Here is a 21,200-nt window from a genome sequence, read left to right as displayed (position 1 = left end):
GGCGCTGTGATCGCAGCGTCGAGCTTTTCTGTGAGAGCGGGCTTGCTCGCGAAGGGGGCGTGTCAGTGTGCATGGCAGTGACTGATACACCGCATTCGCGAGCAAGCCCGCTCCCACAGGGACCGCATAATCTTCGCGTGCATCTGCCAGATTCAGGGATTGAAGTCGGCGGTTCGAAAGGGGCTTCGTGAGCCCAAAAAACCAGGCGAAAACGCCAGTTTCAACTTCACCCTTGTAGACCGTCCTGCCCACCCCCATATTGGGGCGACTGACGCGTGAAGGAATCCAAATTGAGCGAACTTCTCAACCGCCGCCTGGCTCTGCTCGGCGAGCGCGCCAACCACTCTCTGCTCGAACAGTGCCTCCACGGTATCGAACGTGAATGCCTGCGCGTGACCAGTGAAGGTCGTCTGGCGCAAACGCCGCACCCGGAAGCCTTGGGTTCCGCGCTGACCAATGAACAGATCACCACCGACTACTCCGAGTCGCTGCTGGAATTCATCACCCCCGCCCTGCCCGATCCGGCCGATACGCTGGCGAGCCTGGACAAGATTCATCGCTTTGCCTACAGCAAGCTCGGCAACGAGTACCTGTGGAGTCCATCGATGCCGTGCCCGTTGCCGGCCGAGGAAGACATCCCGATCGCCTATTACGGCACCTCCAACATCGGTCAGCTCAAGTATGTCTACCGCAAGGGCTTGGCCCTGCGGTACGGCAAGACCATGCAGTGCATCGCCGGGATTCACTACAACTTTTCCCTGCCGGAAAAGCTCTGGCCGCTGCTGCGCGAAGCCGAGGGTTACGTCGGCACCGACCGCGATTTCCAGTCGTCGTCGTACATCGCGCTGATCCGTAACTTCCGCCGCTACAGCTGGCTGCTGATGTACCTGTTCGGTGCTTCGCCGGCGCTGGACGCAGGCTTCCTGCGCGGCCGTTCGCACCAGTTGGAACAACTGGATCCGGACACCCTGTATCTGCCGTACGCCACCAGCCTGCGCATGAGCGACCTCGGTTACCAGAGCAACGCCCAAGCCGGCCTGACGCCGTGCTACAACGATCTGGCGAGCTACACCGACAGCCTGCGCAAGGCCGTGGCCACGCCATACCCGCCGTACGTGGAAGTCGGCACGCACCAGGATGGCGAGTGGGTACAGCTCAACACCAACATCCTGCAGATCGAAAACGAGTACTACTCCAACATCCGCCCGAAACGCGTGACCTACACCGGCGAGCGGCCGATCCAGGCCCTGATGGCCCGTGGCATTCAGTACGTCGAAGTGCGTTGCCTGGACATCAACCCGTTCCTGCCAATGGGCATCGACGTCACCGAATCACGCTTCCTCGACGCGTTCCTGCTGTACTGCGCGCTGAACGACAGTCCGCTGCTGACCAACACTTCGTGCGGCAATGCCACTTCGAACTTCCTCAGCGTGGTCAAGGAAGGTCGGCGTCCGGGCCTGCAATTGCAGCGCGACGGTGAAGCGGTCGAATTGAAGGTTTGGGCAGCCGAGCTGCTGGAAAAAATCGCACCGCTGGCGGCCCTGCTCGATCAGAGCCATGGCGGCGACGCACACAGCAAGGCGCTCGACGCGCAACTGGCCAAGGTCAAGGATTCGTCCCTGACCCCATCGGCCCAAGTGCTGGCGACCATGGCCGAGCACAAGGAAAGCTTCGCGCAATTCTCCCTGCGCCAGAGCCAGGCGCATGCCGAGTTCTTCCGCAGCGAGCCGTTGGCTGCTGATGAACAGGCGAAGTTTGAAGAGCTGGCGCGTTCGTCGCTGGCGCAACAGGCTGAGCTGGAGCAGAACGAGGTTGGCGATTTCGATGTGTTTGTCGGGTCGTATCAGGCGAGCATTCTGGCGATCAGTAATTAAAAGCCCCTCACCCTAACCCTCTCCCGGAGGGAGAGGGGACTGATTCAGGTGCTCTTGAGATTGACGCCGACCTGAAATATCCAGCCGAACTCAGGCCTTGAAAAGCATAAGATCGGCTCCCTTTCCCCCTCGCCCCCTTGGGGGAGAGGGTTGGGGTGAGGGGGCAAAGACCTAACGTCTGACACAAGATCCGAAGTATCCACAATCCCTCACGCCTTAGATTTTTCCGCTCATAAGCTAAGTCTAAAAAGTTATTTATTTTTAGATTCTTAGATCATTTAGTCTCCTTTCACGCCGATCGTCGGTCGCCTGATTTGGAGCACTCCCCCATGAAACTGAATTTCCCGCTTCGCCTGCTGGCCGTGGCCTCGTTGGCTGCTGCGAGCTTTCTGGCGCAGGCCGCCGACCTTACCGTCGCCTACCAGACCACCGTTGACCCGGCGAAAGTCGCCCAGGCCGACGGCGCTTACGAAAAAGCCACCAAGGCCGACATCAGCTGGCGCAAGTTCGACAACGGCGCCGACATCATCGCCGCCATCGCGTCCGGTGACGTGCAGATCGGCTACCTCGGTTCCAGCCCGCTGACCGCTGCGATCACCCGCAAGGTTCCGGTGGAAACCTTTCTCATCGCCACCCAGATCGGCGCCGCCGAAGCACTGGTCGCTCGCGACGGTTCCGGGATCAAGACCCCGCAGGATCTGGTCGGCAAGAAAATCGCCGTGCCGTTCGTGTCCACCGGTCACTACAGCCTGCTCGCGGCGTTGAAGCACTGGAACATCGATCCGTCGAAAGTCACCGTGCTCAACCTCGCCCCGCCAGCAATCATCGCCGCCTGGAAACGCGGTGACATCGACGCGACTTACGTGTGGGATCCGGCCCTCGGTGTGGCCAAGGAAAACGGCAAAGTGTTGATCACCTCCGGGGAACTGGCCAAGTTCGGCGCGCCGACCTTCGATGCCTGGATCGTGCGCAAGGACTTCGCCGAGAAGCACCCGGAAATCGTCACCGCGTTCGCCAAGGTCACCCTCGACGCCTACGCCGACTACCGCAAGGATCCACAAGCCTGGCTCGCCGATCAGTCCCACGTCGACAAGCTGGTGAAGCTCTCCGGAGCCAAGGCCAGCGACATTCCATTGCTGCTGCAAGGCAACGTCTACCCGCTGGCGGCTGATCAGGTGATCACACTCGGCGCGCCGACCACCAAAGCCATCACCGACACCGCCGCGTTCCTCAAGGAGCAAGGCAAGGTCGAAGCCGTACTGCCGGACTACGCGCCGTACGTCAGCGCCAAATACATCACTAACTGATCGGGAGTTAATTGCGATGGCCTTGCTACAGCTGGAGCGCATCAGCGCACAGTACCCGGGCAGCCCGGAACCGGTGCTGGCGGACATTTCCCTGACCCTCGGGCCTCAGCAATTGCTGGTCGCCCTCGGCCCGTCCGGCAGTGGCAAGACTTCGCTGTTGAACCTGATTGCCGGCTTCGTCGAACCCAGCGCCGGGCGCATCACCCTCGACGGCGTGCCGGTCAAAGGCCCGAGCGCCGAACGTGGCGTGGTGTTTCAGGATGACGCCCTGCTGCCCTGGCAGGATGTGTTGGCTAACGTGGCTTTCGGTCTGGAGCTGGCGGGTGTCGCCAAAGACAAACGTGAAAAGATCGCCCGGGAAATGCTCGCACTGGTTGATCTCTCGGGGTTCGAAAGCCGCCGCATCTGGCAACTCTCCGGAGGCCAGAAACAGCGCGTCGGCCTGGCCCGCGCCCTCGCCGCCGACCCGCGCGTGCTGCTGATGGACGAACCTTTCGGCGCCCTCGACGCATTCACCCGCGAGCAGATGCAGGAGCTGTTGCTGCAAGTCTGGCAGCGCACTGCCAAACCGGTGTTCCTGATTACCCACGACATCGAAGAAGCGGTATTCCTCGCCACTGACCTGATTCTGCTGGCGCCGAATCCGGGGCAGATCGTCGAGCGTCTGCAGCTGGATTTCGGTCAACGCTACGCTGCCGGTGAGTCGGCGCGGGCGATCAAATCCGACCCGCGTTTTATCGAGACCCGCGAGCACGTGCTGAGCAAAGTGTTCTCGCAACGCAGCGCCGTTCAACGGCAGGAGCGCGCATGAGCAGTTACGACGTTTCCGCCCCCGCAGTGAAAAGCCCATCGGTGGCGATTCCGGTGCGGCGCAGCCTCAGCACCCGCTGGATCAGCCTGCTGACCCTGTTCACGTTGCTGGTGATCTGGTGGGCGGTGACTGCCAGCGGTTTGATCGAACCGCTGTTCCTGCCACCACCGTCCGCCGTGCTGCAAAAAGGCTGGTTGCTCGCGACCACCGGTTACATGGATTCGACCCTGTGGCAGCACTTGGGCGCGAGCCTGAGCCGCATTGGCCTGGGTCTGGGTTTCGCGATACTGACCGCGGTGCCGGTGGGCATCGCCATCGGCGCCAACCGTATTGCCCGTGGTGTGCTTGATCCGTTGATCGAGTTCTACCGGCCGATTCCGCCATTGGCTTATCTGCCGCTGATCGTGATCTGGTGCGGCATCGGCGAGTTGTCGAAAGTGCTGCTGATCTACCTGGCGATCTTCGCGCCGATCACCATCGCTACCGCGACCGGTGTGCGCACTGTAGACCCGGCCAAATTGCGCGCCGCGCAGTCGCTCGGAGCGACTCGCGCACAACTGATCCGCCATGTGATTTTGCCCAGCGCCCTGCCGGACATCCTCACCGGTGTGCGCATTGGTCTGGGCGTTGGCTGGTCGACCCTGGTCGCCGCCGAACTGATCGCCGCCACCAGCGGTTTGGGGTTCATGGTGCAGTCGGCTGCGCAATTTCTGGTCACCGATGTGGTGGTGCTGGGGATTCTGGTGATCGCCCTGATCGCCTTCGCCATGGAAATGGGCCTGCGCGCCCTGCAGCGCAAACTGGTGCCGTGGCACGGCCAGGCGCATTGAATACTTGCCATCCAAAACCTGTGGGAGCGGGCTTGCTCGCGAATGCGGTGTATCAGTCACAGAAATGTCTTCTGACACACCGCATTCGTCGGAACGCCGCCCGGAGCAAGCCCGCTCCCACCAAAAGCTCAAAACCCGAATTCCAGAGACCCACCATGAGCAGCCTGACCATCACCCCATTAAGCTCGGCCCTCGGCGCGCAGATCAGCGGCGTCGACGTCAGCCAGCCGTTGAACCTGGAACAGCGCGACGCCATCGAGCAGGCGCTGCTCAAGTACCAGGTGCTGTTCTTCCGCAACCAGCCGATCGAGCCTTCGCAACAGGCACGTTTCGCCGCGTACTTCGGCGACCTGCACATCCATCCGATTTACCCGAACGTGCCGGAGCAGCCCGAAGTGCTGATCCTCGACACCGCGGTCACCGATGTCCGTGACAACGCGATCTGGCACACCGACGTGACCTTCCTGCCAACGCCGGCGATGGGCGCAGTGCTCAGCGCCAAACTGCTGCCAGAGTTCGGCGGCGATACGTTGTGGGCCAGCGGGATTGCCGCCTACGAAGCACTGTCGGCGCCGATGAAAACCTTGCTCGAAGGGTTGACTGCAACTCACGATTTCACTCGCTCGTTTCCGCTGGAGCGCTACGGCAACACGCCGCAAGCACTGGCACAGTGGGAAGAGGCACGACGCAAGAACCCACCGTTGTCACACCCGGTAATCCGCTCCCATCCGGTCAGCGGACGGCGCTCGTTGTTCGTCAACGAAGGCTTCACCTCGAAGATCAACGAGCTGTCGGACACCGAGAGCGAGGCGATTCTGAAGTTCCTGTTCGCCCACGCAACGCGGCCGGAATTCACCATTCGCTGGCGCTGGCAGCAGAACGACATTGCATTCTGGGACAACCGCGTGACCCAGCATTATGCGGTGGATGATTACCGCCCGGCGCGGCGGGTGATGCAGCGGGCTACGGTGTTGGGGGATGTGCCGTTTTTTCGCTGAGCGTTGAAGCCCAGAGCAGAATCAAAAGCCCCTCACCCTAACCCTCTCCCGGAGGGAGAGGGGACTGATTGGGGGATGCATCAGAAGTACGCCAACCTGATCAATCTGTGCTGAATCCATAATCGACCCGGTTTCTCATGTCGATTTACGACGCAAGACACCTCGGTCGGCTCCCTCTCCCTCCGGGAGAGGGCTGGGGTGAGGGTGACTCACTCCGCCGTCGAAGGCTTCTCCCAAAGATTGATCCCGCCCTCCTGGGCAAACCGGTCGATCTCCGCCAGTTCCTCAGCACTGAAACTCAGATTCTTCAACGCCCCGACGTTCTCGATGATCTGCTCCGGCCGGCTCGCGCCGATCAGCGCCGAGGTCACCCGTGGATCACGCAGGGTCCAGGCCAGTGCCAGTTGCGCCAGGCTCTGACCGCGACGTTTGGCGATCTCGTTCAACGCGCGCACGTGGGCAATGTTGGCCTCGGACAGGTGCGAAGCCTGCAACGAACCGCCACCCGGGCGATTGACCCGCGCATCCGCCGGCACGCCGTTGAGGTACTTGTCGGTCAGCAGACCTTGCGCCAGCGGGGTGAAGGCGATCACGCCAGTGCCGAGTTCTTCGGTGGTGTCGAGCAGGTCTTTTTCGACCCAGCGATTGAGCAGGTTGTACGCCGGCTGATGAATCAGCAGCGGCACTTTCCATTCCTTGAGCAGCGCAGCGATCTCGCGGGTTTTCACCCCGGAGTACGACGAGATGCCGATGTACAGCGCCTTGCCCTGTTGCACGGCGGTGGCGAGGGCGCTGGCGGTTTCTTCCAGCGGGGTGTCCGGGTCGAAGCGGTGCGAGTAGAAGATATCCACATAGTCCAGACCGAGGCGCTGCAGGCTCTGGTCGAGGCTGGCCAGCACGTATTTGCGCGAGCCGCCGCCCTGGCCATAAGGGCCGGGCCACATGTCCCAACCGGCCTTGCTTGAAATGATCAGTTCATCGCGGTACTGCTTGAAGTCTTCACGCAGCAAACGACCGAAGTTGATCTCGGCGCTGCCATACGGCGGGCCGTAGTTGTTGGCCAGGTCGAAGTGATTGATCCCCAGGTCGAACGCGGTACGCAGCAGGGCGCGCTGGGTGTCGATCGGCGTGCTGTCGCCGAAGTTGTGCCACAGGCCCAGCGACAGCGCCGGCAGCACCAGACCGCTGCGGCCGACGCGGCGGTAAGGAATGGAGTCGTAGCGGTTTTCGGCAGCGGTGTAAGTCATCGAATCCTCTCTTGTTTGCCTTGAATGGGTGTCGACTTCTTCGCGAGCAGGCTCGCTCCCACATTTGGAATGCACTCCCCTGTGGGAGCGAGCCTGCTCGCGAAATTTTCGGGTGGCTTTCGCCACCCATCGGGGATAAATCCCCTCACCACAGGGTGTTTACACAAATCTGTTTTGCGGTCGGGCGAGGCCCAGGTTTTCGCGCAAGGTCCGACCCTCATACTCGGTTCTGAACAGCCCACGGCGCTGCAGTTCCGGGACCACGCCATTAGCGAAATCTTCGAGCCCGCCCGGCAAGTGCGGTACCAGCACATTGAAGCCATCCGCCGCGCCCTGTTCGAACCACTCCTGCAAGCGATCGGCGATCTGCGCCGGTGTGCCGACCAGGCTGTAATGCCCGCGCCCACCGGCAATCCTGCGGCCCAATTCGGCGAGGGTCAGATTCTCCCGCCCCGCCAGTTCAGTCAGCAATTTCTGCCGGCTCTGCTGACCGCTGTCGGTCAATGGCAACTCTGGCAGCGGCCCGTCCAGCGGGTACTTCGACAAGTCGAAGTTGCCCAGCATACGCCCAAGCAACGCCACGCCAACCTCCGGTTCGACCAATTGCTGAAACGTTTCACATTTTTCCTGCGCTTCGGTTTCTGTCTGGCCGACGACGACAAACACCCCGGGCATGATTTTCAGCGAATCGGCACTGCGTCCGTACTTGGGCATACGTCCCTTGAGGTCGGCGTAGAACGCCTGTGCGCCGGCCAGCGAAGTCTGCGCGGTGAACACCACCTCAGCGGTCTGTGCCGCCAGTTCACGCCCGGTTTCGGATGAACCGGCCTGCACAATCACCGGTTGCCCCTGCGGCGAGCGCGCCACGTTCAGCGGGCCTTTCACCCGAAAATGCTCGCCGACGTGATCCAGCACGTGCAGCTTCGACGGGTCGTAATACGCGCCACTTGCCTTGTCGCGGACAAAGGCATCGTCCTCCCAACTGTCCCACAGCCCGGTGACCACCTGATGAAACTCGCGGGCACGGCTGTAGCGTTCGGCGTGGCCGATGTGTTCGTCGCGACCGAAATTCAGCGCTTCGGCGGCGTTGTCCGAGGTCACCAGATTCCACCCCGCACGCCCGCCCGACAGATGATCGAGCGAGGCGAATTTGCGCGCCACGTGGTACGGCTCGTTGTAGCTGGTGGTCGCCGTGGCGATCAGGCCGATGCGCTCGGTCACCGCGCTCAGGGCCGAGAGCAAGGTCAGCGGTTCGAAGTGATCGGAGCGCGCCATGCGGCTGGCGATGTCCTGCGTCGGCGCGGCCACACTGTCGGCGACGAACAGCGTGTCGAACTTCGCCGCCTCGGCAATCTGCGCCAGACGCTTGTAGTGGGCGAAATCCAGCCCGGCATTGGCCGGTACCTGCGGGTGCCGCCACGCGGCGACGTGGTGCCCGGTGGCCATGAGAAAGGCGCCGAGTTTCAGCTGTCTGCTCATCTCAGAAATCCTTGCGCAATTGCACGCCGAAGTAGCGCTCGTCATCCCGTGGCACGGCGCGGTAGATGTAGCTGCCGCCGCTGGCCAGCAGCGGTGAGTAGGATTTGTCGGCGAGGTTCTTTCCCAGCAGCGCCACGCGCCAGCCGTTGCTGTAATCGGCGAGCGCGACGCTGGCGTTCCAGATGCCGTAGGCACCCTGTTTGGTGTCGGCATTCTGGCTGATGTCGTACTGCACTTCGCTCTGCCAGCTATAGTCGGTGCCGAGTTCGATATCTAGACCGTTTTCCAGCGGAATCGTGTAGTCGGCACGCACGTAGCTTTTCCAGTCCGGGCTGAACGGCAGCGGCTTGCCATTGACGTTGCACGAGGCCGCCGCGCCCGCCGGGCAGCTGAATTGGTCGATGCGTGCGCGGGTGTAGGCCAGCGCCCCGGAGAACTTCAGTTGCTGGGTCGCCTGCAAGGCGTAATCGAGTTCGACGCCTTCGGTGCTGACGCTGCCGGCGTTGATCAGGCGCGTTACCACTTGCCCGGCAACGGTGTCGAAAAAGTTCGCCTGATAGTTGTCGTAGTCGCTGTGGAACACCGCGAGGTTGGTGGTCAGCCGGTTGTTCCAGCTGGTGGCCTTGATCCCCGCCTCCCAAGTGTTGGAGGTCTCCGGCTTCAGCGCTTCGGTGTCACGCGGCTGCATGTTGAAGAACACGTTGTAGGCCGGGCCTTTGTAGCCGCGCGAATAGGTCAGATACGTGGTGACCGCATCGCTGAGGTCGTACTGCACGCCGAGCCGGCCGGACCAGCCGTCCTCGTCCACCGAACCGGAACTGCTGGTGGCCGGTTGAATGCCGCTGACCGTGGTCGCCGAGGTCGAGATGCGGCGGTGATCGTATTCCAGATCATCGTGGGTGTAGCGCAGGCCGGCGATGCCACGAAAGTCCGAGGTGAAGTTCAACGTGGCTTCGCCGAACGCGGCGTAGCTGTCGCTGGTGGTGCTGTAATCGGCGACGCCACGGTCGGTGCGCGTGGTGGTGGTGGTCAAGGTGCGCTGATAAGTCTCGTCATCCTTGCCATGCATGTAGAACAGGCCGCCAACGTATTCAAGGAACTCACCTTTCGGCGAGGCCAGGCGCAGCTCTTGCGAGTACTGGTCGAAGGCCAGATCGCCTTTGTCGGCGGTGCCGGGGAACGCTGCAGTGATCGTGCTCAGCCGATCGCCATCCTGATATTGGGTGTTGTCCCAGCCGCGCCACGCGGTGATCGAGGTCAGTGTGTAATCGCCCAGTTGCCAGTCGAGCTGGCCGGACAGGCCTTTGTTGGTGTCCTCGACATGGCTGCGGGTGTCGGTGTTGATGTCGCGGTTGTGGCTGCTGGCGTAGACCGGGCTCAGCGCGTTGGCGAAGGCCGGGGTCAACGACTTGCTGACGACGCCGTTGGGACCGTCGTCGTGGGACTGCATGTAGTCGGCGATCAGGGTGAAGGTGACGTCGTCATTCGGGGTGAATTCAAGCTTGCCGCGCACGCCGCGATGGTTGTAGCCGTTGACCTCCTGGCCGTTGTATTTGTTGTCGACGTTGCCGTCGTAGCTGCTGACCAGGGTGCTGATCGAGCCCTTCAACGTATCCGGAATCAGGCTACCGCCAATGCCGAAGCGGGTGCGGCTTTCATTGCCGCTGTAGTACGACTGGTCGATGTAACCGTGGGCCTCGTTGGTCGGCGCCTTGCTGGTGATGTTGAGCACACCGGCCGAGGCATTCTTGCCGAACAGCGTGCCCTGCGGGCCGCGCAGCACTTCGACGCGCTCCAGATCCAGCAGGTCCAGGGTCGATTGACCGGGACGCGCATAGACCACGCCATCGATCACCGTGGCCACGGTTGGCTCGACGCCGGGCGAGGTGGAAATCGTGCCGACGCCTCGCACAAACAACGAGGTGTCCTTGTTCGACGCACCGGTACGGAAATTCAGCGACGGCACTTGCTGGACGATGCTCGCCACGCCGTTGCGGTTGTCGCGTTCCAGTTGTTCGCCGTCGATCACCGAGACTGCCACCGGCACCTTCTGCAGCGACTCTTCACGGCGGGTGGCGGTGACTGTGACGGACTTGAGGGTCGGCTCTTGTTCGCTGCTGTCGGCGGCGAAAGCCGTGGGCAGCGGCAACGCCGCCAGCCCGGTAAAGATCCAGCCAGCGGCGCGAATCGACTGCGCCAGTTTGTGTGTCGCCCCAGGAATGTTGTGCATGGTTGCCCGCTCGAAATTGGCCCTGAACCGCTGCCGTTCTGCGACGACAGCGCCTGAATCGGTGTCTTGGGCATTCGCTCGAGCGAGTAGCAGACAATGCGCCTTGTTAGCGCTAACATCGGCAGTATCGACAAGCCTGGCATAGACCGTCCAATACTGAAAAATTACTTTTATATGCGTTTTTGTTTTTAACAAGGATCGAGTCGTGAGCGAAGAAAAAACGCGCAAACGCCGTGGTGCCGGGCGTGTGACCCTCAATGCGGTGGCGCGCGAGGCGGGCGTATCGGCGATTACCGTGTCGCGTTATTTCAATCAGCCGGAAACCGTCTCGCCGGAGCGCCGCGAGCGGATTGCGGCGGTGGTCTCCGAGTTGGGTTACGTGCCGAACCTGGTGGCCGGCGGGCTGGCTTCGGCGCGGGGCAAAATCGTCGGCATGGTGATTCCGAACATCTCCGGGCCGATCTTTGCCAACACCATCCAGGGCTTCAGCGACACCCTCAGCCGCCACGGTTATCAATTGCTGCTGGCGTCGAGTTACTTCAGTACCGAACAGGAAGAAAACGCCGTGCGCGCATTTCTTGGCTGGTCGCCAGCGGCGCTGGTGCTGACCAGCCATTTCCATAGTGCGGGCACGGAAAAGATGATCGCCGAAGCGGACGTTCCGGTGATCGAAACCTGGGATTACCAGCCGGATCGCGAGCCGATGCAGATCGGCTTTTCGCACTATGAAGTCGGCGTGACCGCTGCGCGTTATCTGCATGACAAAGGCTATCGCCGCATCGCCTTCGTGCAGAACAGCGCCCCTGGTGACCTCAGTGCCCTCGAACGTCGCGACGGTTACGCCGCCACCGTGCGCGAGTTCGGACTGCAGCCGCGGGTGTTCGCCCCGGACGCCGACCGCGCGCCGTTCGAAGCCGGCAAGCAAGCAATGGAAGCGCTGATGAACGCCGCTCCGCGCCCCGACGCGATCATCTTCGCCAACGACAACCTCGCCGCCGGCGGCTTGCTCGCCGGGCAACGCGCAGGCATCAAGATCCCCGAAGACTGCGCCGTGCTCGGCTTCGGCGATTACCCGTTCGCCGAGATGCTGTTGCCGAGCCTGAGCACGATCAAGCCACCGGCACTGGAGATCGGCGTACTGGCGGCAACGCGGGTATTGGAAAGCCTTGGGGTGTTGCCGAGCGATGATGTGCAGCGCCTGAATCTGTTGCAGTGCAAGGTGATCGAGCGCGAGAGCACCTGACCAAAATGGCCTAGGCTGGATTGGCTATGCTCCAAGTAACACCGAGGTGGCCCTTTCGCGAGCAAGCCCGCTCCCACAGGATCTTGGTTGTACGCAGAATCTGTGAATGACCGAGATCACTGTGGGAGCGGGCTTGCCCGCGAAGGCGTCTGATCAAGCACCGCATAAGCCGCAGGCACATCCATGCACACTGCCATCATCATCTTCTTCGGCTTGGTCCTGCTCGCCCTGATGCTCTACATCGGCGAGCGCATTGGCTTCAGCCGGCAGACCCTGGCCTACAGCTTCGCCGCGCTGTGGCTGGCGTTGACGGTGATCAATGGTGCGGTGGGGGTGGTGCATGCCGGGCAGCCGCTGGGTTCGGAGATCGCGGTGGGCAGTGCGGTGTTCGGGGTGCCGATGGCGGCGATGGTGTTGTTTATGGTGCTGAGCGCCGAGTCGTGAGACGTCCCGGCGCTCAGTTGCCGATCAACGCACCAGATGCAGGAACTGCATGTGACGTTCGTACTGGTCGAGAATGTCGTTGATGATCTGTTCCTTGGTGTAGCCGACCAGATCGTAGTCCTGACTGCCCTCGCTCAAGTGCACTTCAGCGCGGTAGTAGCGGCGGTTGTTGAGCTGCTTGGAACCCATGCCACCCCGGGCGAACGACGGCGTGAAGTAGCCGCGCATCTGCACCTGATAGATGAACGGATGCTGCTCGCCGTGGCCGATTTCCAGGCTGATGTTGTCGTGCGCCGGATCCGGCTGAGTGACCACGTTCAAGCCCTTCTCGACGAACACCGCCGTCACTTCTTCAATCGCCGGGCGCACCGTGGTGTCCATGAAGCGGTACACCTCGTCACGCGACGGGAAGTGCACCGCCTGACTCAGACGCTGGCGCCAGCCGCCCGTGCCACGCCGCGAACCGGAGACCGGTGCCAGCGAATGCAGTTGCGCGATCTGCTTCTGCGATTCCAGATAGAACGCCTTGTGCAGGCCCCACATCATCAGCAGCAAAATCAAGGAGAACGGCAGCGAGGTCAGCACCACCGCCGATTTCAGCGCATCGATGCTGCCGGAGAACAGCAGCGCACTGGTCACCAGCGCGGTCATCGCGCCCCAAAACACTCGCAGCCATTTCGGCCCGTCTTCGTCCGGGTTGCCACCCTTGGCCGACAGCGTCGAGAGCACCACGGTACCGGAGTCGGCGGAAGTGACGAAGAACACGAAGCTGATGAACACCGTCACCGCGATGACGGTCTTGCTCCACGGGTAGGTTTCCAGCAGCAGGTAAAGGCTCATCGACGGATTGTCGAGGGCCGACATGCCCAGCGCCGACATGCCGTGGTTGAGCACCTGATCGATGGCGCTGTTGCCGAAAATCGACATCCACGCCAGGGTGAAACCGAGCGGAATCAGCAGCACGCCGAAGACGAATTCGCGGATGGTGCGGCCACGGGAAATCCGCGCGATGAACAGTCCCACGAACGGCGACCATGCAATCCACCAGGCCCAGTAGAACACCGTCCAGCCACCGAGCCAGTCGCTTGGTTTGTCGTAGGCGTAGAGGTCGAAACTCTTCATCGGCAAGGCGCCGAGGTAATCGCCGAGGTTCTGGATCAGCGTGTTGAGCAGGTGCTGGGTGGGACCTGCGAACAACACGAACAGCAGCAGCGCACACGCCAGCAGCATGTTGATGTCGGACATCACCCGCACACCCTTGTCCACACCCGACACGGCGACGATGATCGCCGCACCCATCATCAGCGTGATCAGGCCGACCTGAATCCACTGGGTGTGTGCGATGCCGAACAGGTAGTCGAGACCGGAGTTGAGGTGCAATACGCCGAAGCCCATGTCGGCGCCCAGACCGAACACCGTGGCGATGATGCCGAAGCCGTCCACCGCGTAGCCGATGGGGCCGTTGATGCGCTTGCCGATCAGCGGGTACAGCGCCGAACGCAAGGCCAGCGGCAGGTTATGCCGGTAGGCGAAATAGGCCAGCGCCATGCCGACGAAGGCGAACACGCCCCAGCCGTGCAGGCCCCAGTGCAGAAACAGAATCTGCATCGCCTGGCGCGCCGCATCGGCGGTGCCGGCCTCGCCTTGCGGCGGTTGGGCCAGGTGCGTCAGCGGCTCCGACACGCAAAAGAAAAACAGCGTGATGCTGATCCCGGCGGCAAACAGCATGCCGGCCCAGGACAGGTAACTGAACTCGGGTTCGTCGTGGTCGGCACCGAGTTTGATCTTGCCGTAGCCCGATAACGCGGTGACCACCACGAAGACCAGATACAGCGTCATCGCGAGCATGTAGTACCAGCCGACCGTGTTGGCCGCCCAGTTTTGCGCAGTCAGCAACCAGGCGCCGGCCTGCTCCGGCATGGCGATGACAACCAGACCAAACAGCAGAATCACCGTCGCGGCGAAGTAGAACACCGGCGGATTCATGCGCACCAGACCGCTGGCGGGGGTAGACGATGCACTCATGAAACGTGCACCTCGAGGGGTTGAAACGTGGCTGAAATGATCGGACTCAGCAAAGGCAAGCCTCCTGTTGTGAGCGGGCAGCGAACCACCGGTTTAACTTGAATGAACGTTCAAGTTAAACATGGATAGGGTGGTAAGGACTAATCGCAGGGCCAGGCGGTAGTTTTCCTACAATAGCCCAAGGAGGGGTATGACGCGGGTTTGAGGGGATTCGTTCAGTGGAAAAATCAAAGTCAAAAGCGCCCTCACCCTAACCCTCTCCCGGGGGGAGAGGGGACTGATTGGGGGATGCTTGAGAACTTCGCTGACCTGATCTTGCTGTACCGAATCCATAATCGACTGTTTTTTTCAGGTCGATGTATAGCGCCAGACACCTCCGTCGGCTCCCTCTCCCCCGGGGAGAGGGCTGGGGTGAGGGTGGCTTTTGATGTTTTACTTCTGCGTCCCGTCATCATGCTGCAGATTGGCCTGAGTCAGGTTGCTCCCTGCCGGCACGCTGCGCGTCAGCCACACATTACCGCCGATGGTCGAACCCTGGCCGATGGTGATCCGTCCCAGAATTGTCGCGCCGGCATAAATCACCACGTCGTCCTCGACAATCGGATGGCGTGGATGGCCCTTCTGCAACTGCCCGTCTTCATCCGCCGGGAAGCGCTTGGCGCCCAAAGTCACGGCCTGATAGATCCGCACCCGCTCGCCGATGATCGCGGTCTCGCCGATCACCACACCCGTACCGTGGTCGATGAAGAAACTGCGGCCGATCTGCGCGCCTGGATGGATATCGATGCCGGTGGCCGAATGCGCAATCTCCGCGCTGATTCGCGCGAGTAACGGCAACCCAGCGCGGTACAAATGGTGCGCCAGACGATGGTGAATCACCGCCAGAATTCCCGGATAGCACAGCAACACTTCATCGACGCTGCGCGCCGCCGGATCGCCGTGATAGGCGGCCAGCACGTCGGTGTCGAGCAGGCTGCGCAGGCCCGGCAAGGCCAGGGCGAAATCCTGAATGATACGGATCGCCTGAGCTTCGACGTCGGCATCGCCTTGAGCGCTGTGCCGCGCGACATAACGCAACTCCAGCCGCGCCTGCGCCAGCAACGCATTCAGGGCTGCATCGAGGGTATGCCCGACATAGAAGTCCTCACTCTCCTCACGCAGGTCCACCGGCCCCAGCCGCATCGGGAACAACGCGCCACATAGCGCCTCGAGAATCTCGGCCATCGCCGCGCGGGACGGTAACTCGCGACCACCCTGCTCGCCGCTGGCCCGGCCATTCTGGGTACGCCACTGATCCCGCGCGGTACGCAGTTGGCTGACGATGGTCTGCAATTGCCAATGGCTGGAACGCTCGCTCACGGTAAAGACTCCTCACGGGCGGCCGGACGGTCTGGCCGCGTCAACGGCGACTACTTTACGGCATGCCCGTGAGGGCGAATTAAGAACCGATAGTGCTGGACTAAGCACATTTGGCTATAAGCGATTCACGGTTGCCCCGGTAAAACGGCGTGCCTATAGTCCTGTCATCTTTCTCCGCCAGTACGGACTCATGATCAAACAACAGCTGGATCGCTTTAACCGTCTCGACCTGCTCGCCCAACCCACGCCGCTGGAAAAACTTGAACGTCTGTCCGCCTGGCTGGGCCGCGATGTGTACATCAAACGCGATGACCTGACGCCGCTGGCCATGGGCGGCAACAAGCTGCGCAAACTCGAATACCTCGCCGCCGATGCCCTCGCCCAGGGCGCCGACACGCTGATCACCGCCGGCGCCCTGCAATCGAACCACGTGCGCCAGACCGCCGCGCTGGCGGCCAAACTCGGCCTGGGGTGCGTGGCGCTGCTGGAGAATCCGCTGGGCACCGACGACAGCAACTACACCGGCAACGGCAACCGCCTGCTGCTCGATCTGTTCGACACCAAGGTCGAGCTGGTGGACAACCTCGACAACGCCGACGAACAACTGGCCGCACTCGCCGTGCGCCTGCGCAGCAATGGCAAGAAACCGTATCTGGTGCCGATCGGTGGCTCGAATGCCCTTGGTGCATTGGGCTACGTACGTGCCGGCCTGGAACTGGCCGAGCAGATCAAGGACACCGGCCTGAATTTCGCCGCCGTGGTGCTGGCCTCGGGCAGCGCCGGGACCCACAGCGGTCTGGCGCTGGCCTTGAGCGAAGCGCTGCCGCAGTTGCCGGTGATCGGCGTGACCGTCTCGCGCAGCGAAGAAGATCAGCGCCCGAAAGTGCAGGGTCTGGCCGAACGCACGGCGGAGCTGCTGGGTGTGAAATTACCAGTGAACTTCAAGGTCGAGTTGTGGGACGAATACTTCGGCCCGCGTTACGGCGAACCCAATGCCGGGACACTGGCGGCGGTGAAACTGTTGGCCAGTCAGGACGCGGTGCTGCTCGACCCGGTATACACCGGCAAGGCCATGGCCGGGTTGCTCGACGGGATCGGCCGCCAGCGTTTCGACGAGGGCCCGATCATCTTCCTGCATACCGGTGGGGCGCCGGCGTTGTTTGCCTACAAGGATTCGCTGACAAGCTGATCCTCCCTGCTGCAAGAATTTCTGTGGTGAGGGGATTTATCCCCGTTGGACTGCGCAGCAGTCCCCTGCTCTTCAAGTCAGAAGAGAGGGCCGCTTCGCGCCCCATCGGGGATAAATCCCCTCGCCACAATTGATCATATATATTCGAAACTGGAATAACAGAAAGAACATTAAGTATTTTCAAGTCTAAAGCAGACATCTTATAGTCTCGCCGCAGGCGAATTTCGGGCAAGACGCATAAGCTGCTTTAGGGCACGATAACGCAGTCGTTCAACTCCCGGATTCGCCAACCTTCCTTAAGCGTCTTCCATAAGAAAACACAGGGGCTTGTCATGAATTTTTCCGCACTACGTCGCACTCTGCTGGTAGGTTCGCTGGGCCTTGCACTGAGCGCCGGCCTGATCGGCCAAGCAAACGCCGGTGAGCAGCTGCAACAGATCAAGGACAAAGGCGTTATCAACGTCGGCCTGGAAGGCACTTACCCACCGTTCAGTTTTGTTGACGAGAACGGCAAGCTGTCCGGTTTCGAAGTCGAACTCTCCGAAGCCCTGGCGCAGAAACTCGGCGTCAAAGCCAAGATTCAGCCAACCAAGTGGGACGGTATCCTCGCTGCGCTGGAATCCAAACGTCTGGACGTCGTGGTCAACCAGGTGACCATCTCCGACGAGCGCAAGAAGAAGTATGACTTCTCCGAGCCGTACACCGTTTCCGGGATTCAGGCGCTGGTGCTGAAGGACAAGGAAGCCAAGTTGAACATCAAGACTGCCGCCGACCTGTCCGGCAAGAAAGTCGGTGTCGGCCTGGGCACCAACTACGAACAGTGGGTCCGCGCCAACGTGCCGGGCGCTGACGTGCGTACCTACGACGATGATCCGACCAAGTTCGCCGACCTGAACAACGGCCGCACCGACGCCATCCTGATCGACCGTCTGGCTGCACTTGAATACGCCAAGAAAGCCCCGAAAACCGTGGCTGCCGGAGAAGCGTTCTCCCGTCAGGAATCCGGTATCGCCCTGCGCAAAGGCGAGCCTGAGCTGCTGGCTGCGGTGAACAAGGCTCTCGACGAACTGCGTGCCGACGGTACCCTTGAGAAGCTGTCGAAGAAATACTTCAACGCTGACGTCACCAAATAATGGAAGAAGCTTTCCAACTCGCACTGGATTCCGCGCCCTTTCTGCTCAAGGGCGCGTACTACACGGTCATCCTCAGTCTGGGCGGCATGTTCTTCGGCTTGCTGCTGGGCTTCGGCCTGGCCTTGATGCGCCTGTCGCGCTTCAAACTGGTGAGCTGGATTGCCCGCATCTACGTGTCGTTCTTTCGCGGCACGCCGTTGCTGGTGCAACTGTTCGTGATCTATTACGGCTTGCCGCAATTGGGTCTGGAACTGGATCCGCTCCCAGCGGCGCTGATCGGCTTCTCGCTGAACATGGCCGCCTACGCCTGTGAAATCCTCCGTGCGGCAATCGGTTCGATCGAGCGCGGCCAGTGGGAAGCCGCCGCAAGCATCGGCATGACCCGCGCGCAAACCTTGCGCCGGGCCATTCTGCCGCAGGCCATGCGCACAGCACTGCCGCCACTGGGTAACAGCTTCATTTCGCTGGTCAAGGACACGGCACTGGCCGCCACCATTCAGGTGCCGGAACTGTTCCGCCAGGCGCAACTGATTACCGCCCGGACTTTCGAAGTCTTCACCATGTATCTTGCCGCCGCGCTGATCTACTGGATTCTGGCCACGGTGCTGTCGCACCTGCAGAACAAGTTGGAAGAGCGGGCCAATCGGCACGACCAGGAGTCCTGACCCCATGATTGTCGTAGAAAAACTGACAAAGCAGTTCAAGGGTCAAGAGGTGCTCAAGGGCATCGATCTTGAGGTGAAGGAAGGCGAGGTCGTGGCCATCATCGGTCCCAGCGGTTCGGGCAAGACCACGTTCCTGCGCTGCCTGAATTTCCTTGAGGAGCCCACCAGCGGCCGGATCAAGGTCGGCGATATCGAGATTGATACCAGCCGCCCGCTGAGCCAGCAGCAGAGTCTGGTGCGCAACCTGCGCCAGCACGTGGGTTTCGTGTTCCAGAACTTCAACCTGTTCCCCCACCGCACCGCACTGGAAAACGTCATCGAAGGGCCGATCGTGGTCAAGAAGATGCCGCGCGAGCAAGCCGTTGCCCTGGGCATGAAGCTGCTGGCCAAGGTCGGTCTGGCCGGCAAGGAAGATGCGTATCCGCGTCGTCTGTCCGGTGGTCAGCAACAGCGCGTGGCGATTGCCCGGGCGCTGGCGATGGAGCCGGAAGTGATCCTGTTCGACGAGCCAACTTCGGCCCTCGACCCGGAACTGGTGGGCGAAGTACTGGCGACCATTCGCGGTCTCGCTGAAGAAAAACGCACCATGGTCATCGTCACCCACGAAATGGGTTTCGCCCGCGACGTGGCCAACCGTGTAGTGTTTTTCGACAAGGGCGTGATCGTCGAGCAAGGCGAAGCCAAGGCGTTGTTTGCCAACCCGAAAGAAGAACGCACCAGACAGTTTCTCAGCAAGTTCCTGAATCACGCCTGAGATACTTATTTTCTTGAGTCATCAACTTCCATGGACGGAAGTTTTACTTACCGCGCCTGAAAACTTCCAAATCCCTCCAGCTTAAACCTGTCAAAACAATACATATATGTTCTGCAACAGATACAAGTAATCTGCGGCGCGCTTTCGTGCCTGTGAAATGATCTAAATCGACCGGCACAAAAATCGCAAAACTCGCGAAAAATCGTAGTTCCATTCGCCATCACCGCTAGGCAGGATGCCTCGTCAGCGTAGGACGCTTCTGATTAATCGGTAATTCACAGATTAACTAAGGCACTCTATTGACACTCTTTCCGGCACGCTCTTATCTAGTCGCCAACCGGCACCCATTAGTTGAATCAACGCTTACTCAGCCCGAACAAAGTTCACGGTTGTATTACCGATTCATCACGCCTTTTGTTGTTTCAAGAAACGGAATTCGCTGCAAGACTTCAAGGAGAGAACCCGATGACCCGCACTTCGCACGCCCCCGAACTGGCAGCGCCGAATCTGGCGTCCGCATCCAAAAACGCCATCAATCTGGCCGCTGCCGCGCATTTGCTGATCGATGTCCTGCCCTACTCCGGCATGGACGCCGGTGATCTGATCGAACTGTTCTGGAACAACTGCTACGTCGCCTCGCGAGTCTTGACCAGCGAAGACGTCGGCGCATCGATCAGCCTGCGGGTGCCGGAGAGCTTTATCGCCAGTGGCACCGCACGGATTCACTATCGAGTGATGCAGATCGGTCAGGGACCGGCGCTGTCGGCGGCAACGCGGGTTCAGGTCAAGCTCGACTGCCCCGGCGGCCAGCCTTCGCCGCTCTGCGGTGACGAGAATCAGCAACTGGCACCCGTCTCGCTGCCCGACACCATTCGCCGCCAGGGCGTGAACCCCAATCAGATCAAACGCGGTGTGCCACTGACCATCGAACCCTACCTGAACATGGCCGAGGACGACGCCATCACCTTGCGCTGGGGCGACGTGCGTATGGACCTGGCCCGGATCACCGCTGCCGATGTCGGCCTGCCGATTCAGGTCTGGGTGCCACCGGCAGTGATCGTCGAGGGCGGTGAGGATCTGCGTCTGGACGTGACCTACTGCGTCATCGACTGGGTGGGCAACAACTCACGCTGGGCACCGCCACGGACGCTGAAGATCGGTTGCGTGAATCCTTATCTGAAGGTGCCGCTGCGCCAAACGCTGAAGGCCGCTGAATCGACCAAGGATTGATGCCGCATTCCTGTGCTCATGGGGCTTTGTAGTGAGGTGATTTAGCGAAACGTCGCACCGCCCCGATGGACTGCGAAGCAATCCCGTTTTTTATGACTCAGAAAAGGCCGCTGCGCGGCCTGTCGGGGATGAATCCCCTCACCACAGGTTGTATTGCCACGGCTGAGAGACTGTTAACCAACCCGACCACCGCCCCTTCTATACATATTCCTAAAAGTTAGTTTATTTAATATTTATACACGCTTAGGGTATATAAACCGGACCACCGGACATTCTTTCGTTCGCCGCACTTTTGCGGCGTTTTTCATGAGATGTGAGGTAGGTAGTATGGTCCGGAACACAATCACCCCAGTGCAGATCGCCAGGGCATTGCGTGCAGCCA

The 21,200-nt window shown here is 61.0% G+C and carries 17 protein-coding genes; 12 read left to right on the top strand and 5 right to left on the bottom strand.

Features of this window, described 5'->3' with window-relative positions:
* Positions 1-290: 290 nt before the first annotated feature.
* The 5 genes from gshA to tauD all read left to right on the top strand — a co-directional run bounded on the left by gshA (position 291) and on the right by tauD (position 5,820).
* Entirely contained in the window at positions 291-1,874 is a 1,584-nt protein-coding gene (gene gshA, locus M0808_RS08825; RefSeq protein WP_247840770.1) for a glutamate--cysteine ligase, read from the top strand.
* A gap of 329 nt (positions 1,875-2,203) precedes the next feature.
* The gene (gene tauA, locus M0808_RS08820) at positions 2,204-3,181 is read left to right on the top strand and encodes a taurine ABC transporter substrate-binding protein (RefSeq protein WP_098966681.1); all 978 of its coding nucleotides are present in this window, start codon (positions 2,204-2,206) and stop codon (positions 3,179-3,181) included.
* Positions 3,182-3,197: 16 nt separating this feature from the next.
* Positions 3,198-3,992 carry a taurine ABC transporter ATP-binding subunit gene (gene tauB / locus M0808_RS08815; RefSeq protein WP_098966679.1) on the top strand — a complete coding sequence of 265 codons (795 nt, stop codon included), beginning with the start codon at positions 3,198-3,200 and terminating at the stop codon, positions 3,990-3,992.
* Positions 3,989-4,822: a taurine ABC transporter permease TauC gene (gene tauC / locus M0808_RS08810; protein WP_247840768.1), complete on the top strand. Its 834-nt coding sequence runs from the start codon at positions 3,989-3,991 to the stop codon at positions 4,820-4,822. The genes tauB and tauC overlap by 4 nt, the downstream gene beginning before the upstream one ends.
* A gap of 155 nt (positions 4,823-4,977) precedes the next feature.
* On the top strand, positions 4,978-5,820 hold the full coding sequence (gene tauD, locus M0808_RS08805; RefSeq protein WP_247840766.1) for a taurine dioxygenase: 843 nt from the start codon (positions 4,978-4,980) through the stop codon (positions 5,818-5,820).
* A gap of 209 nt (positions 5,821-6,029) precedes the next feature.
* Here the strand turns inward: tauD and mgrA are convergent, their stop codons facing one another.
* From mgrA to M0808_RS08790, 3 genes are all read right to left on the bottom strand, one after another.
* The gene (mgrA, locus tag M0808_RS08800) at positions 6,030-7,067 is read right to left on the bottom strand and encodes an L-glyceraldehyde 3-phosphate reductase (protein ID WP_115988448.1); all 1,038 of its coding nucleotides are present in this window, start codon (positions 7,065-7,067) and stop codon (positions 6,030-6,032) included.
* Between the two features lie 159 nt (positions 7,068-7,226).
* A complete protein-coding gene (locus M0808_RS08795; RefSeq protein ID WP_247840765.1) occupies positions 7,227-8,546 on the bottom strand; it encodes an LLM class flavin-dependent oxidoreductase in 1,320 nt (439 codons plus the stop codon).
* Between the two features lies 1 nt (position 8,547).
* The gene (locus M0808_RS08790; protein WP_247840764.1) at positions 8,548-10,776 is read right to left on the bottom strand and encodes a TonB-dependent receptor; all 2,229 of its coding nucleotides are present in this window, start codon (positions 10,774-10,776) and stop codon (positions 8,548-8,550) included.
* A gap of 205 nt (positions 10,777-10,981) precedes the next feature.
* Between M0808_RS08790 and M0808_RS08785 the strand changes: the two genes are divergently transcribed.
* Positions 10,982-12,019, top strand: coding sequence for a LacI family DNA-binding transcriptional regulator (locus tag M0808_RS08785; protein WP_247840762.1), 1,038 nt, complete (start codon positions 10,982-10,984; stop codon positions 12,017-12,019).
* Between the two features lie 183 nt (positions 12,020-12,202).
* Complete coding sequence (locus tag M0808_RS08780) at positions 12,203-12,463, top strand: hypothetical protein (protein ID WP_025110994.1); 261 nt, start codon at positions 12,203-12,205, stop codon at positions 12,461-12,463.
* Between the two features lie 24 nt (positions 12,464-12,487).
* On the opposite strand, the gene betT is transcribed toward M0808_RS08780, so the two are convergent.
* Positions 12,488-14,449: a choline transporter BetT gene (betT, locus tag M0808_RS08775; RefSeq protein WP_247840941.1), complete on the bottom strand. Its 1,962-nt coding sequence runs from the start codon at positions 14,447-14,449 to the stop codon at positions 12,488-12,490.
* Between the two features lie 471 nt (positions 14,450-14,920).
* Entirely contained in the window at positions 14,921-15,847 is a 927-nt protein-coding gene (epsC, locus tag M0808_RS08770; protein WP_103368657.1) for a serine O-acetyltransferase EpsC, read from the bottom strand.
* 190 nt (positions 15,848-16,037) lie between these two features.
* Here epsC and M0808_RS08765 point away from each other — a divergent pair, with 190 nt between their 5' ends.
* The 5 genes from M0808_RS08765 to M0808_RS08745 all read left to right on the top strand — a co-directional run bounded on the left by M0808_RS08765 (position 16,038) and on the right by M0808_RS08745 (position 20,818).
* A complete protein-coding gene (locus M0808_RS08765) occupies positions 16,038-17,036 on the top strand; it encodes a D-cysteine desulfhydrase (RefSeq protein ID WP_247840760.1) in 999 nt (332 codons plus the stop codon).
* Between the two features lie 332 nt (positions 17,037-17,368).
* Positions 17,369-18,169, top strand: coding sequence for a cystine ABC transporter substrate-binding protein (tcyJ, locus tag M0808_RS08760; RefSeq protein WP_247840758.1), 801 nt, complete (start codon positions 17,369-17,371; stop codon positions 18,167-18,169).
* Positions 18,169-18,834 carry a cystine ABC transporter permease gene (gene tcyL / locus M0808_RS08755; RefSeq protein ID WP_003220607.1) on the top strand — a complete coding sequence of 222 codons (666 nt, stop codon included), beginning with the start codon at positions 18,169-18,171 and terminating at the stop codon, positions 18,832-18,834. Before tcyJ ends, tcyL begins: the two co-directional genes overlap by 1 nt.
* 4 nt (positions 18,835-18,838) lie before the next feature.
* Entirely contained in the window at positions 18,839-19,588 is a 750-nt protein-coding gene (gene tcyN, locus M0808_RS08750) for an L-cystine ABC transporter ATP-binding protein TcyN (RefSeq protein ID WP_098966659.1), read from the top strand.
* A 465-nt stretch (positions 19,589-20,053) separates the two neighbouring features.
* Complete coding sequence (locus M0808_RS08745) at positions 20,054-20,818, top strand: hypothetical protein (protein WP_115988455.1); 765 nt, start codon at positions 20,054-20,056, stop codon at positions 20,816-20,818.
* Positions 20,819-21,200 lie beyond the last annotated feature (382 nt).

It is taken from the genome of Pseudomonas sp. MWU12-3103b (assembly GCF_023100615.1).
In the GTDB taxonomy this organism is placed as follows: Bacteria; Pseudomonadota; Gammaproteobacteria; order Pseudomonadales; family Pseudomonadaceae; genus Aquipseudomonas; species Aquipseudomonas putida_A.
The sequence above is the reverse complement of the archived record's forward strand: the minus strand, read 5'-3'. Positions and strand labels throughout refer to the sequence as shown.